This is a genomic window from Tepidibacter mesophilus, from assembly GCF_002724055.1.
Classification (GTDB): Bacteria; Bacillota; Clostridia; order Peptostreptococcales; family Peptostreptococcaceae; genus Tepidibacter_A; species Tepidibacter_A mesophilus.
In genome coordinates, this window is record NZ_BDQY01000002.1 from 204,178 (window position 1) to 217,997 (window position 13,820).

Annotated in this window: 14 protein-coding genes; 12 read left to right on the top strand and 2 right to left on the bottom strand. The window is 28.1% G+C overall.

Features of this window, described 5'->3' with window-relative positions; genetic code table 11:
* Window positions 1–7: 7 nt before the first annotated feature.
* Window positions 8–490: a DUF1097 domain-containing protein gene (locus Tmeso_RS02775; protein ID WP_187296197.1), complete on the bottom strand. Its 483-nt coding sequence runs from the start codon at window positions 488–490 to the stop codon at window positions 8–10.
* 328 nt (window positions 491–818) lie between these two features.
* The gene (locus tag Tmeso_RS02780) at window positions 819–2,624 is read right to left on the bottom strand and encodes an Rqc2 family fibronectin-binding protein (protein WP_099188018.1); all 1,806 of its coding nucleotides are present in this window, start codon (window positions 2,622–2,624) and stop codon (window positions 819–821) included.
* Window positions 2,625–2,809: 185 nt separating this feature from the next.
* Between Tmeso_RS02780 and dapF the strand changes: the two genes are divergently transcribed.
* From dapF to rsmB, 12 genes are all read left to right on the top strand, one after another.
* Window positions 2,810–3,640, top strand: a complete 831-nt coding sequence (gene dapF / locus Tmeso_RS02785) for a diaminopimelate epimerase (protein WP_099188210.1) — start codon at window positions 2,810–2,812, stop codon at window positions 3,638–3,640.
* Window positions 3,641–4,522 carry a YicC/YloC family endoribonuclease gene (locus tag Tmeso_RS02790; RefSeq protein ID WP_099188020.1) on the top strand — a complete coding sequence of 294 codons (882 nt, stop codon included), beginning with the start codon at window positions 3,641–3,643 and terminating at the stop codon, window positions 4,520–4,522.
* 11 nt (window positions 4,523–4,533) lie between these two features.
* Window positions 4,534–4,803: an extracellular matrix/biofilm regulator RemA gene (remA, locus tag Tmeso_RS02795; RefSeq protein ID WP_099188022.1), complete on the top strand. Its 270-nt coding sequence runs from the start codon at window positions 4,534–4,536 to the stop codon at window positions 4,801–4,803.
* Window positions 4,804–4,817: 14 nt separating this feature from the next.
* Entirely contained in the window at window positions 4,818–5,432 is a 615-nt protein-coding gene (gene gmk, locus Tmeso_RS02800; RefSeq protein WP_099188026.1) for a guanylate kinase, read from the top strand.
* A gap of 1 nt (window position 5,433) precedes the next feature.
* Window positions 5,434–5,688: a DNA-directed RNA polymerase subunit omega gene (gene rpoZ, locus Tmeso_RS02805; RefSeq protein ID WP_099188028.1), complete on the top strand. Its 255-nt coding sequence runs from the start codon at window positions 5,434–5,436 to the stop codon at window positions 5,686–5,688.
* A 4-nt stretch (window positions 5,689–5,692) separates the two neighbouring features.
* Window positions 5,693–6,889 (top strand): bifunctional phosphopantothenoylcysteine decarboxylase/phosphopantothenate--cysteine ligase CoaBC, encoded by a 1,197-nt coding sequence (gene coaBC / locus Tmeso_RS02810; protein WP_099188030.1) that lies wholly within the window; start codon window positions 5,693–5,695, stop codon window positions 6,887–6,889.
* Between the two features lie 69 nt (window positions 6,890–6,958).
* Window positions 6,959–9,418 carry a primosomal protein N' gene (gene priA, locus Tmeso_RS02815; RefSeq protein WP_099188032.1) on the top strand — a complete coding sequence of 820 codons (2,460 nt, stop codon included), beginning with the start codon at window positions 6,959–6,961 and terminating at the stop codon, window positions 9,416–9,418.
* A 13-nt stretch (window positions 9,419–9,431) separates the two neighbouring features.
* On the top strand, window positions 9,432–9,884 hold the full coding sequence (gene def, locus Tmeso_RS02820) for a peptide deformylase (protein ID WP_099188034.1): 453 nt from the start codon (window positions 9,432–9,434) through the stop codon (window positions 9,882–9,884).
* 17 nt (window positions 9,885–9,901) lie between these two features.
* Window positions 9,902–10,834 (top strand): methionyl-tRNA formyltransferase, encoded by a 933-nt coding sequence (gene fmt, locus Tmeso_RS02825; RefSeq protein ID WP_099188036.1) that lies wholly within the window; start codon window positions 9,902–9,904, stop codon window positions 10,832–10,834.
* A 1-nt stretch (window position 10,835) separates the two neighbouring features.
* Window positions 10,836–11,585, top strand: a complete 750-nt coding sequence (locus Tmeso_RS02830) for a DUF116 domain-containing protein (protein ID WP_099188038.1) — start codon at window positions 10,836–10,838, stop codon at window positions 11,583–11,585.
* A 1-nt stretch (window position 11,586) separates the two neighbouring features.
* Window positions 11,587–12,279, top strand: a complete 693-nt coding sequence (locus Tmeso_RS02835; protein ID WP_099188040.1) for a zinc metallopeptidase — start codon at window positions 11,587–11,589, stop codon at window positions 12,277–12,279.
* Between the two features lie 205 nt (window positions 12,280–12,484).
* Window positions 12,485–13,816, top strand: a complete 1,332-nt coding sequence (gene rsmB, locus Tmeso_RS02840) for a 16S rRNA (cytosine(967)-C(5))-methyltransferase RsmB (RefSeq protein WP_099188042.1) — start codon at window positions 12,485–12,487, stop codon at window positions 13,814–13,816.
* Window positions 13,817–13,820 lie beyond the last annotated feature (4 nt).

The window sequence follows — 13,820 nt, forward strand, 5'->3', positions numbered from 1 at the left end:
ATAAATTCTAAACAACTTCTTTTACATCTGAATCAGAGTTTTTGATTTTAAAAGCTAAAACTCCAGCTTTATCAGATATATAACCTAAAATAGCGCCGCATAATAATCCTATAGCTGCCATTTTAAAGTCTCCATTTAAACCAAATGTTGTAAAACAACCTATAAAACTACAAGGCACACATGAAAACCTCTTGAATCTAGATTGATAAATAAGAATAAATGTTATAAACCCACATGTAAGTAAATTTGAAATTATAGGAATATCTATTAAAGAGCTTATATAAATTGTAAGCATTGACCAAAATATACCAGCAAAATTACATGAGTAAGATTTAATCATTTTTTTAATGGAATCGGTTTCATTTGCTATACAAAAACTAGTCCAGCCAGCAAAGCCTACCCATATAAACATGTTCATTAAATCACTTATATTAGACCAAATAAAGGCTATAATTGCTGAAAATAAAGAAACTAAAAATAATTCACTCATAATAATCATCCTCTCAATAGTAAATATATTAGGAAAATATATTATAACAGTAACGTATAAAAAATGTAAAGAAAATTTTGAATTAAGGAATTTATATCCAATGAAATAAAAGTGTTTATATATTAAGAAGTAAAATTTGAAAAAGATATATTAGTTGTATGCACTGAACTTTTAAAAGGAGGAAAAATGCGTTTTATAATAAAATATGAAAATTAAAAATATGTCTATGAAAGTATCGTTGCATTCGAGTTATTTTCATAGACATATTTTGATAACCCACATATTCATTACATGTGATAGTATGAATAAATTGTTATTTAAATCTTAATTATTCCTCAGAATTTATTTCAACATTACCTTGTATTTTAACTATTTCTTCTTCAAGAGGAGTTACATAAATAGTACTATTGGTCTCATAAATTACCATTCCTGGCTTTGCGCCACTAGGCTTTTTAACGTTTTTCTTCAACGTATAATCAACAGGAACCTTAGAAGACATCTTACCCTTGCTGTAATAAGCGGCAAGCATTGCTGCTTCAAATATCGTAGATTCAGGGATTTCATCTAATTCAGATTTTATTATAACATGAGATCCAGGGATATTCTTAGTATGAAGCCACATATCATTGTTTGTAGCCATTTTCAATGTCAAATAATCATTTTGTTTGTTATTCTTACCAACGAATATCTTTAATCCATCTGAAGATAAGAACTCGTAAGGGGCAGTCTTTAAAACATTTTTTTCTTTGTTTTTCTTACCACCATCCTTAACTTTTCCTTTAACATAACCTACCTTAATTAGCTCTTCTTTTATTTCATCTAACTCATCTATACTTTCGCAATTGGCTATACTTAACATTATATTTTCAAGATAATTTATTTCTTCTTCAGTTATTTTAAGTTGATCAGTTATTTCAATTAAAGCAGTTTTAAGCTTATTGTACTTTTTGAAATACTTTTGAGCATTCTCAGAAGGAGTCAATCTTTTATCAAGTGGGATAGTTACATTGCCACTACTAGAATCATAAAAATTCACTACTTCAACTTCATCCATACCTTTTTGAATCATGTATATATAAGATGTTATAAGCTCACCGTTTATCTTATATTTATCTGCATTTTTAGATTCTAATAATTCTTCTTTTTGTTTTTTAGATTTTTTATATAGTCTATCTAATTTGTTGGATATACTTTTTCTAAGGCTTTGAGATTTTTGATGTATTCTTTCCTTAACATCTTTTTCTAAATAGTAGGTTTCAAGGATAGAGTTTATACTATCACTTTCTATAAAAGAGTAATGATTGAACATAGTAAGTTTTATACAACTAAAATCTATAATTTTGTTGAATCTCTTATCTATAGCTATACAAGGAAAGAAAATATTGTTTTTTATTTGGTTAAATAATCTATTGAATGTTTCATATAATAATTTGAAATCTTTTCTATCTATATGACTTATATTAGCATCAATATCTAAATTTGATCTAAAACAAATTTCTTTTGCTATTATAGGGCTGATACCCTCGAATGAAGAATATATTGATTTATACAATTCAGATTTAGAGGAATTTAAAAGTGAATCAATGAATGTACTCTCATCTATATTATTCACTGGATTTAGTTTGTTTTGAGATGGTGGATTTATGTAGTTTTGGCCTGGAAGAACCTGTCTATATCTACTAATACTAAGAGGTATTCTTTTAATAGAATCAACGATTTTATTTTCTTCATTATCTACAAGTATTATATTACTATGTCTTCCCATTATTTCTATTATTAAATCTTTTGACTTTCTTATTTTAAGCTCATCTAAAGACTCTATAGTGATCTTTATTATTCTCTCAAAATCAGGTTGTTCTATTTTTACTATTCTCCCATTTTGTATGTGCTTTCTAAGTAACATACAAAAAAGAGGTGCTTTTATAGGGTTTTTTTTGTTGTGTGAGTTTGTAGTGTATACTCTTGGGTTTGAACTATTTGCACTTATTAATAATTTATAATTAGTATTATTGCTTCTTATATTAAAAAGAAGCTCATCATCTTCAGGTTGATATATTTTATCTATTTTACCATCTACTAATTGAGATGAAAGTTCTTTAACTAATGAATTTATAACTAATCCATCTAATGCCATTATAATACCTTCCCTTCTTTTAAGTTTCATTTTATTCTTAGTATATCTCATAAAATTATACAAATACAAGTTAATAGTTATGTAATTATCGTTCAAATGTTACAAAATCGTAATATTTGAACGATAATTTGTTTATTCTAATAAAATTTAATATATAATAACTTTTTAAGGAGGTAAGTCCGATGATTAAATTTTGGAAGCTGCATGGAGCTGGAAATGATTTTATAGCAGTAGATGGGGAACAATATATTATAAATGATTATTCTAGGTTTGCAAAACATGTTTGCCATAGACGCTTTGGAATAGGAGCAGACGGAATTTTAGTTTATAAAAAAACAGAAGATGCTGATGCTCAAATGGTTTATTACAATTCAGACGGTTCAATAGCTAATATGTGTGGAAATGGAATAAGATGCTTTGCAAAATTCATATACGACAATAAACTTGTAAATAAAACAGAGTTTAAAGTAAGAACTTTAGATGGGATAAAGAATATTAATATAGATCTTAAAGACGATGAAATAAGAAATATAAGAGTTGATATGGGAAAAGCAAACTTTAATCCAAAAGCTGTACCTGTAATTACTAATAGAGATATTTTTATTAATGAGAAAATATATATAGAGGGTACTCCTATTAATATATCATCTATATTAATAGGAGTACCTCATAGTGTTATATTTGTAGATGAAATAGATAAGGATTTTATATTTAAGTATGGTCCTAAAATTGAAAAACTAGATATATTTCCGCAAAAAACTAATGTAAACTTTGTTCAAATAATAGATGAACACAATATAAAGGTATTTACTTGGGAAAGAGGCTGTGGATATACACTGGCATGCGGAACTGGTATATGCTCATCTGTTATAATATCTAAATACTTAGGAATAGTATCAGATAAAGTAAATGTAGAATCAGAAGGTGGAAAGCTTTTTATAGAGATTTTAGACGATGTTGTATATATGAATGGAACTGCTGTTAAAATATGTGAAGGATTATTGGAGGTTAAATAAATGGCAATTAGCATGACTGGGTTTGGTAGGGGTGAGAATAGTAATGAAAAATTTAATTTCATTATAGAAGCTAAAAGTGTAAATCATAAGTATACTGATATAAGTGTTAAAATTCCAAGAAAAATATCTTTTTTAGAAGAGGATGTAAGAAAGCTTGCAAAAAATTATGTTAAAAGAGGTAGGGTAGATATATTTGTAAGATACGAGATAATAGGAGAATCTGATGTAAACTTGAAGTTAGACTCAAATCTTGCATCTCAATATTACAATGAACTTATAAAAATAAAAAATGAGTTTGATGTAAGAGATGATATATCTGTTATGAATATAGCCAAATTCCCAGAGGTAATAAAAATAGAAGAAAAAGAAGAAGATGAAAAAGCTACATGGAATTGCTTGAAACAGGCAGTTGAAAATGCTCTTATAAACTTAAAAGATATGAGGACAATAGAAGGAGAAAGACTTGCACAAGACATTAAATCAAGATGCGCTCTTTTAGAAAAATGTATTGATGAAATAGAGAAAAATTCATATAATGTAGTTGCTGAGTATAAGGATAAGCTAGAAAATAGGATAAAAGAGTTACTTAAAGACTCTATTGAGATTGATGAATCTAGGTTAGCTCAGGAAGTTGCTGTATATGCTGATAAAAGTAGTATAACAGAAGAATTGGTTAGATTTAAAAGCCATATAAAGCAAATTGAAAAAAATATAGATTTAAATGATTTAATAGGTAGAAAAATAGATTTCTTAATTCAAGAGATGAATAGAGAAGTAAACACAATAGGCTCTAAATCTTCAGATTTAAAAACAACGGAACTTGTAGTCGAAATAAAAAGCGAATTAGAAAAAATTAGGGAGCAAATTCAAAACATAGAATAGGAGAATTACAAATGGGAATAAAACTTATAAATATAGGATTTGGAAATATAGTTTCAGCAAATAGGATAATAGCTATAGTTAGTCCTGAATCTGCCCCTATAAAAAGAATGATTCAAGAGTCAAGAGAAAAACATATGCTTATAGATGCAACATATGGTAGAAGAACTAGGGCTGTGGTTATAACTGATAGTCAGCACATAATTCTTTCTGCTGTTCAGCCAGAAACTGTGGCACATAGACTTGAATTGAAAGAAGATAATCATAATAATCACGAAGAATAGGAAGGTAGATACAAATGAATAGAGAAGGACTTTTAATAGTGGTTTCAGGTCCATCGGGAGCTGGAAAAGGAACTATATGCAAAGAACTTTTGAGTAGAAATAAAGATATACATCTTTCTGTTTCTGCTACAACTAGACAGCCAAGACAAGGTGAAGTAGATGGAATAAACTATCACTTTATATCTAAAGAAAAGTTTGAGAATATGATAGGCAATGAGGAATTTTTAGAGTATGCTAGAGTATATGATAATTTCTATGGGACACCAAAGCAAGCCGTACTAGATACTTTAAGTAAGGGTCAAAATGTTTTACTTGAAATAGATATCCAAGGAGCTATGAGCGTAAAAGATAGATACCCAAATGGAGTATTTGTATTCATACTTCCTCCATCGTTAGATGAATTAAAAAATAGAATAGTAAAAAGAGGAACAGAAACTGAAGCTGATATTAATAAAAGATTTGGAAGTGCTATATTTGAAATAGAGAAGATTGAAAACTATCACTATTTTATAATGAATCAAGATGTTGATAAGTCAACTTGTGAACTTGAAAATATAATCCATGCAGAGAAAAACAAAGTATGTAGATACAAAAATAATATAATAAAGAAATTTAAGGAGGAATTATAATATGTTATACCCATCAATAAACGATCTTTTAAAGAAAATAGATAATAGATATAATCTAGTAATAGCTGTATCTAAGAGAGCTAGAAAGTTAATAGAAGGTGAAGAAGAGTTAGTAAGAACAAAAGAAGTAAAGCCTGTTGATATAGCGACTCAAGAAGTATATGAAAATAAAATAAATTATAGACCTATGACTGCTGAAGAAATAGAAACAGAAGAAAGACAAGAACATGTAGAACAAGAAAAAACAGAGGAGTAAAAAAATGTTAAGCTCAAAGAATATAGTTATTGGAGTATCCGGTGGAATAGCTGCATATAAAGCATGTGATATTGTGAGTAGGTTAAAAAAATTAAATGCAAATGTTAAAGTTATAATGACAAAATCAGCTGCAGAATTTGTAACACCATTGACATTTCAATCTCTAAGCCAAAACTTTGTGGTTGTAGATATGTTTGATGAATTAAAAACTTGGGATGTTGAGCATATATCATTGGCACAGTGGGCAGATTTATTTTTAATAGCCCCTGCCACTGCAAATGTTATAGGTAAGATATCTAATGGAATAGCAGATGATATGTTATCTACTACTGTTATGGCGACAAGAGCTGAAGTATTGATAGCGCCTGCTATGAATACTAATATGTATGAAAACAAAATAGTTCAACATAATATATCGAAACTCCAAGAAGTTGGATATAAATTTGTTGAGCCTGAATCAGGAAGATTGGCTTGCGGAGATATAGGTAAAGGAAAATTAGCTTCTCCCGAGACTATAGTTAATCAGATATGTAATCTTTTGACACTAGAACAAGACTTAAAAGATAAAAATATATTAATAACAGCTGGGCCAACTATAGAAAATATAGATCCTGTAAGGTATATAACTAATAGATCCAGTGGGAAAATGGGTTACTCAATAGCTCAAAAGGCTATAGAGCGAGGAGCGAATGTCACGTTGATATCTGGTAAGACAGATCTTGATATACCTAAGGGGACTTCTAAGTTTATACATATAGAATCAGCTAAACAAATGTACGAAGCGGTTATAGATAATTTAGAAGGAAATGATATTATAATAAAATCAGCTGCAGTTGCTGATTATAAACCTAAAAATATATCTGACAAAAAAATTAAAAAATCTGATGATGATTTGATTTTAGAGCTAGACAGAAATAAAGATATATTGAAAGAAATAGGAAAAATCAAAAAGGATAAAATATTAGTAGGATTCGCAGCAGAGACCAATGATTTAATTCAAAATGCTAAGAAAAAAATAGAAAAGAAAAATCTAGATTTTATAGTGGCGAATGATTTAACTCAAAAAGGAGCGGGTTTTGGTGTTGACACTAATATAGTAAAAATAATAGACAAAAATGGAAATATACAAGAATATCCTAAAATGAAGAAATACGAAATATCTAATATTATATTAGATAAAGTAAAGATGTTATTAAAATAGCTATAATATAAAAGTCCTATATTATTTAAAATAATATTGGACTTTTATATTATGAAGTAGGTGCAGTTTGTGGAAAAATATGCAAAAATTATAGTCAATAATAATTCTAATCATACAGATGCCCTTTATACTTATAAGATTCCTGAATTTTTAATTGATGAAGTACAGATAGGACATAGGGTTTTAATAAGCTTTGGAAGAACTAACAAGCCTATAGAGGGGTTTGTATTTGATATATTACATTATAAAGATGGAGATTTTAAAGTAAAAGAAGTCATAGATATATTAGACAAAGAACCTATACTCAAGCAAAGAGATATACAACTTGTAAAGTGGATGAGAGAAGAATATATATGTACATTTATGGATGCTATAAACTGCATATATCCTAAGGGCATGAGACTTACAAATTACAAGGTTGTAAAATTAATATCTTATGAATGTGATAATATTAGCTCAAAAGAGCATATCTTAATAGATGAAATAAAGAATAATAAGAATGAAATAAAAATAGACAAGTTAATATCTAAATTTGGAAAGAGTATTAATAATACTATAAAGAAATTAAAAGATAAAAAAATATTAGAAATAAAATGGGAATATAAAAGTATAAAAAATGAAAAATATATTCAGAATATAAGTTTGAATATTGAATCGGATATAGATGAATTGATACAATCCTTAAATAAAAAGAGGGCATTTAAACAAGCCCAGATTATAAGTTTTTTAAAGGATAATGAAAGTGCAGAAGTAAATGACGTTACGAGTATATTAAATTTAACTAAAAGCTCGATAGATGCATTGATAAAAAAAGGATATGTGAATATACAAAAACTAGATTATTATAGAAAACCTAAATTAAACTATACAATAAAAGAAAAAAATATAGATTTAAATGAAGAACAAATTTACGCTTTAAGAATTTTAAAATACTCTATCGATGATTATAATAAAATACCGTTTTTACTTCATGGAGTAACAGGTAGTGGTAAAACTGAAGTATATATAAATATAATAAAAGAAGCTTTAATTAAAGGATTAGATAGTATAGTTTTAGTTCCTGAAATTTCTTTAACACCTCAAACTATATCAAGATTTAAAAATATATTTGGAGATATAATTGCAGTTTTTCATAGTAAACTTTCTAGTGGTGAAAAATATGATGAATATAGGAGAGTCAAAGAAGGAAAGGCGAAAATTATAATAGGTGCAAGATCTGCTTTGTTTGCTCCTTGTAATAAACTGGGGGTTATAATAATAGATGAATTTCATGAAAATTCGTACAAATCAGATTCGAATCCTAAATACTCTACTATAGATGTGGCTAAGTTTATATCTAGCATAGAAAATTCAACATTGATATTGGGTTCCGCAACTCCTTCAATAGAAGAATATTATAAAGCAAAAATAGGAGAATATGAATTGATAGAGCTTAAAAAAAGAGCTAATAATAAAGAAATGCCTAAAATAGAAGTAGTAGATATGAGAGATGAACTAGATAAAGGAAATAAAACTATATTTAGTTCAAGACTATATGAAGAGATAAAAAACAATCTTCAAAATAAAAATCAAACCATATTATTTCTGAATAGAAGGGGATATGCAAGCTTTATATCTTGCAGGAAATGTGGATATACATTTAAGTGCTCAAATTGTGAAATATCACTTACTTATCATAAAGGCATTAATAAAGCTAAATGCCATTATTGCGGATTTGAAGAAAAAGAATTGAGTCAATGTCCAACCTGTGGTAGTAGTTATATAAAAGAGTTTGGAATAGGTACTCAAAAGATAGAAGAAGAAATAAAACATCATTTTAAAGATGCTAGGGTCTTGAGAATGGATAAAGATACAACATCTAAAAAAGGCTCTCATGAAAAAATATTGAATGAGTTTAAGAATAAAAATGCCGATATATTAATAGGAACGCAGATGATTGGTAAGGGTCTTGACTTTGAACATGTAACATTGGTTGGGATTTTATGTGGAGATATGTCTCTTAAAATTCCTGATTTTAGAAGCTCTGAAAAAGCATTCCAAACTATAAGTCAAGTTTCTGGACGTTCAGGAAGAGCCGATTTAAGTGGAAAAGTAATACTTCAAGCTTACGATGTAGATCACTATGCAATAAAGCATGCTGTAAAACATGATTTTGAAGGTTTTTATAATGATGAAATAAGAATAAGACAGGCTTTTAACTACGTACCATTTGATAATATGATAAGCGTAGTTATATCTGGTAAAAATGAAAAGAAAGTTATAAATAATATACAAAAGCTTTATGATTCTATAGTTTATCTTCTTAGAAAAAAGGGGTATGATTCTTTTGATTTTATATTAGGGCCGAATCCATGTATTATATCAAAGATAAATCAAAACTATAGATGGCAAATACTTGCTAAGGATTTAGATATTGAAATAAAACTGTTAAAGGGTATAATAAAGTATATATGTATACAAAAAAGAGAATTTATATTTGATAATGATATAAATATAAGTATAGATATAAATCCATTTAATATATTATAGGGAGGAAATTCAAATGGCACTTAGGAATATAAGAGAAGATGGAGACGAGGTTTTAAGAAAAAAGTCAAGAAAAATTGACAAAATAGATTCTAAGATAATAACATTACTTGATGATATGGCAGAAACTATGAATCATGCAGATGGAGTAGGCCTTGCAGCTCCTCAAGTTGGAATATTAAAAAGAGTTGTAGTGATAGATGTAGGAGATGGATTAATAGAACTTATAAATCCTGAAATAATAGAAGCGTCTGGGAAACAATCTGATGATGAGGGATGCTTAAGCGTTCCAGGGAAGTTTGGTAAAGTAACTAGACCAGATAATGTAAAGGTTAGAGCTTTCAATAGAAATGGAAAGGAATTTATAATAGAAGGAAAAGGATTATTGGCTAGAGCACTTTGCCATGAAATTGATCATTTGGAAGGTATTTTATTTACTGATAAAGTAGAAGGTAAACTTCAAGGATAATTAAAGAGGTGAAATAGATGAAGGTAGTATTTATGGGAACACCAGATTTTGCAGTACCATCGTTAAAGGTGTTGATAGAGGAAGGTTTCGATGTTGTTTCGGTAATAACTCAACCAGATAAACCAAAAGGAAGAGGAAAGAAAATGAGTATGCCACCTGTTAAAGAGGAGGCACTAAAGTATGGAATACAAATACATCAACCTAAAAGGGTGAAGTCAGAAGAATTTGTATCTATATTAAAAGATATGAATCCAGATATTATAATAGTTGTTGCATTTGGACAAATACTTTCAAAAGAAATACTTGATATACCTAAGTATGGGTGTATAAACGTCCATGGATCTTTGTTACCAGAGTATAGAGGAGCGGCACCTATAAACTGGGTTGTTATAAACGGAGAAAAAACTACAGGTATTACAACTATGTATATGGATGAAGGACTAGATACAGGAGATATGATATTAAAAGCAAAGCTTGATATAGGGGAAAATGAAACTGCAGGTGAACTTTATGATAGAATGTGCACACTCGGAGGAGAAGTATTAAGAGATACTTTAAAATTAATAAAAGATAATAATTTAAAAAGAGAAAAGCAAGATGACTCAAAATCTAGTTATGCTCCTATAATGGACAAAAGTCTTGGTAATATAAAATGGGATGATAAGTGTGAGAATATATTCAATTTGATAAGAGGAACTAATCCATGGCCAAGTGCATTTACAAAGTATAATGGAGATACTATGAAAATATGGTCATCAAAGGTGCTTGAATCAACTTCAGATAAATCACCTGGCACTATATTGGATATAACGCAAGAAGGAATCGAAGTATCAACAGGTACTACTAATTTGCTTATAAAAGAAATTCAAATGCCTGGTAAAAAAAGGGTTAAAGTTAAAGATTATATAAGAGGAAATCAAATAGATAAGACATTAGTACTGGGTGAATAATATGAATAATGAAAAAAAATTCATATATTTAATGAGTGTAATAGCTTTATTTTTTGCATTATTATATAAACTGGTTAACTTTGTTGTTTATAGTCAGGATATGAAGTTTGTAAATATAAGTATTATACTATTGAATATGCTACTTATGATAATAATAAGTATAATAATATTATCATCAATAGTCTCATACTTTATATTAAAAAATAAGAAAATAAATAAAAATATAATGAAAATTAATTTGAAAATAGTAAACGCAATGTATCCTCTTATAATAGTTACTACTAAAATATTCAGTATCCCTAAAAATGATATTAGAAGGGTATATGTTACTTTAAATAATAATTATATATACTCTAATAAATACAACTTTAAAGCAGAGGATATAATGCTTATAACACCTCATTGCATACAAAAAAACTTTTGTAAACATAAGGTTACAAACGATATAGAAAATTGTAGGAAATGCGGGCAGTGTAATGTAGAAGATTTGGTTAAATTAAAGCAAAAATACAATGTGAAGGCATTTGTTGCAACTGGCGGGACTCTTGCTAGAAAGATAATAATACAGAACAAACCAAAAGCTGTAATAGCTATTGCTTGTGAGAGAGACTTAACCAGTGGCATACAGGATGTATCTAAGTTTCAAGTAATAGGTATATTAAACAAAAGACCAAATGGACCTTGTTTTAATACAGAAATAGATATTGAAGATGTAGAAGAGGCCATTAAATTTTTCTTAGGAGGTAATTAGTATGTATCCTTATTATTATGGATTTGATCCAACTATGATATTATTAATTCCAGCTATGTTACTTGCAATGTATGCTCAAACTAAGGTTCAAACAACGTTTAATAAATATTTAAAAGTATACAGTCAAAAAGGATATACGGGAGCTCAAGTAGCTAGATATATATTAGATAAAAATGGGCTTAGGAATGTAGATATAGAATTGGCTAGTGGAAGACTTAGTGATCACTATGATCCAAGAAGCAAAGTCTTAAGGCTTTCAAATGATGTATACCATGGAACTTCTATAGCTTCTGTTTCAGTAGCAGCACATGAAGTAGGTCATGCAATACAGCATGGAGAAGAATATTTTCCTCTGACATTTAGGAATAACTTGGTTCCTATAGTGAATATAAGTTCATCTATGTCTTGGATATTTATAATGCTTGGGTTTTTAGTTACACCTTCATTATTAAAGATTGGAATACTTTTGTTTTCTGGTGCTGTATTATTTCAGGTAGTAACACTTCCTGTTGAATTTAATGCATCATCAAGAGCAATAGATCAATTAGTTACTAATAGCTTAATAACAACTGAAGAAAGTAAATATAGTAAGAAAGTGTTAGATGCAGCGGCACTTACTTATATAGCAGCGGCAGCTAGTGCGATACTTCAATTAGTTAGATTAGTAATTTTAAGTAATAGTAGAGACGATTAAAAACAAATCCTGTAGTGAGTTTTAAAAAAAGTCTACCTTTAGAATTTTTCAAAGGAAGGCTTTTTTACTCTATAGTATATTATAAAATCTTGAATTTGCAGATAATATTAATAGAAGAACTAAACTTGTAACTATTTTAAATAACAGAGTTGGTCGATATGAGTCAGTGCGTAGTGGATAGATGGATTTTAAAGGAGAGAATAATATGAAAAGTAGTAGAGAAGTAGCACTTAATGCTATATATGATATAGAAAATAATGGATTATACTCTAATTTAGGAGTTAATAAGCATTTAAGAGATAGTAACTTAAAAGATATTGATAGAGGGTTTTGTACAGAACTTATATATGGTGTTACGGAAAATAAGTATTTTTTAAACTATGTAATAGATAAATTTTCAAAAATAAAAGCTAAGAAATTATCTCCTCATGTTAGAAATATTCTTCAAATGGGAATATATCAGATATTATTTTTAGATAGCACAAAAGATTTTGCAGCTGTAAATGAAAGTGTAAATTTATCTAAAAAATACTGCAAAAAGGCATCGGGGTTCGTTAATGGGGTACTTAGAAATGTTGTTAGAAATCAAACTGATATAAAATATCCTGATAAAGACAAAGATATAGTAAAGTATTTATCTATAAAATACTCTTACGAAGAATGGATTATTAAGAATTGGATAGATAAATTTGGGCAAGATTTTACTGAGAAGCTTGTTGAAGAAAATAACGAAAGACCAGAATTATATCTAAGAACCAATGAACTAAAAATATCAAGAGAAAATTTAATTAAAAAATTTCAAGAACAAGGAGTAGAATGTGAATCAGTTAAATTAGTTAAAGAAGCTATAAAAGTAAAGAGCCTTAAAAATATAGAAAATAACGAACTATTTAAAAGAGGCTATTTTCAAATTCAAGATATAAGCTCTATGATGATAGGCCATGTTATAAATCCAAGTGAAAATGATAATATATTGGATGTGTGTTCTGCACCAGGCGGAAAAACTACACATTTAGCTACTTTAATGAAGAATAATGGAAAAGTTGTAGCTAGAGATATATTCGATCATAAATTAAAGCTTATAAAAGAAAATACAAAAAGACTGGGTCTTAATAACGTAGAAATACAAAAAAATGATGCTACAAAACTGGACGAGGATAGTATAGAAAAATTTGACACAGTATTAGTAGATGCTCCTTGTTCTGGATTTGGTATAATAAGAAGAAAACCAGAAATAAAATATAAAAAGAAAAAAGATTTAGAGAATATACCTCAAATTCAGAAAAAGATAATTCAAAATAGCTCTGAATATGTAAAAAAAGGTGGATTATTAATATATAGTACATGTACAATAGAAGATAGAGAGAATATAGATATAGTAAATGAATTTTTAGAACTAAATAATAATTTTAAACTTGAGCCAATAGAAAATATAAATGTTGATTTAGAAAATCAAGAAGATGGATATATAAAGCTGTATCCTAATATACACAGTATGGATGGATTTTTTATAGCTAAATTAAGAAGGATAAGGTAGTGAT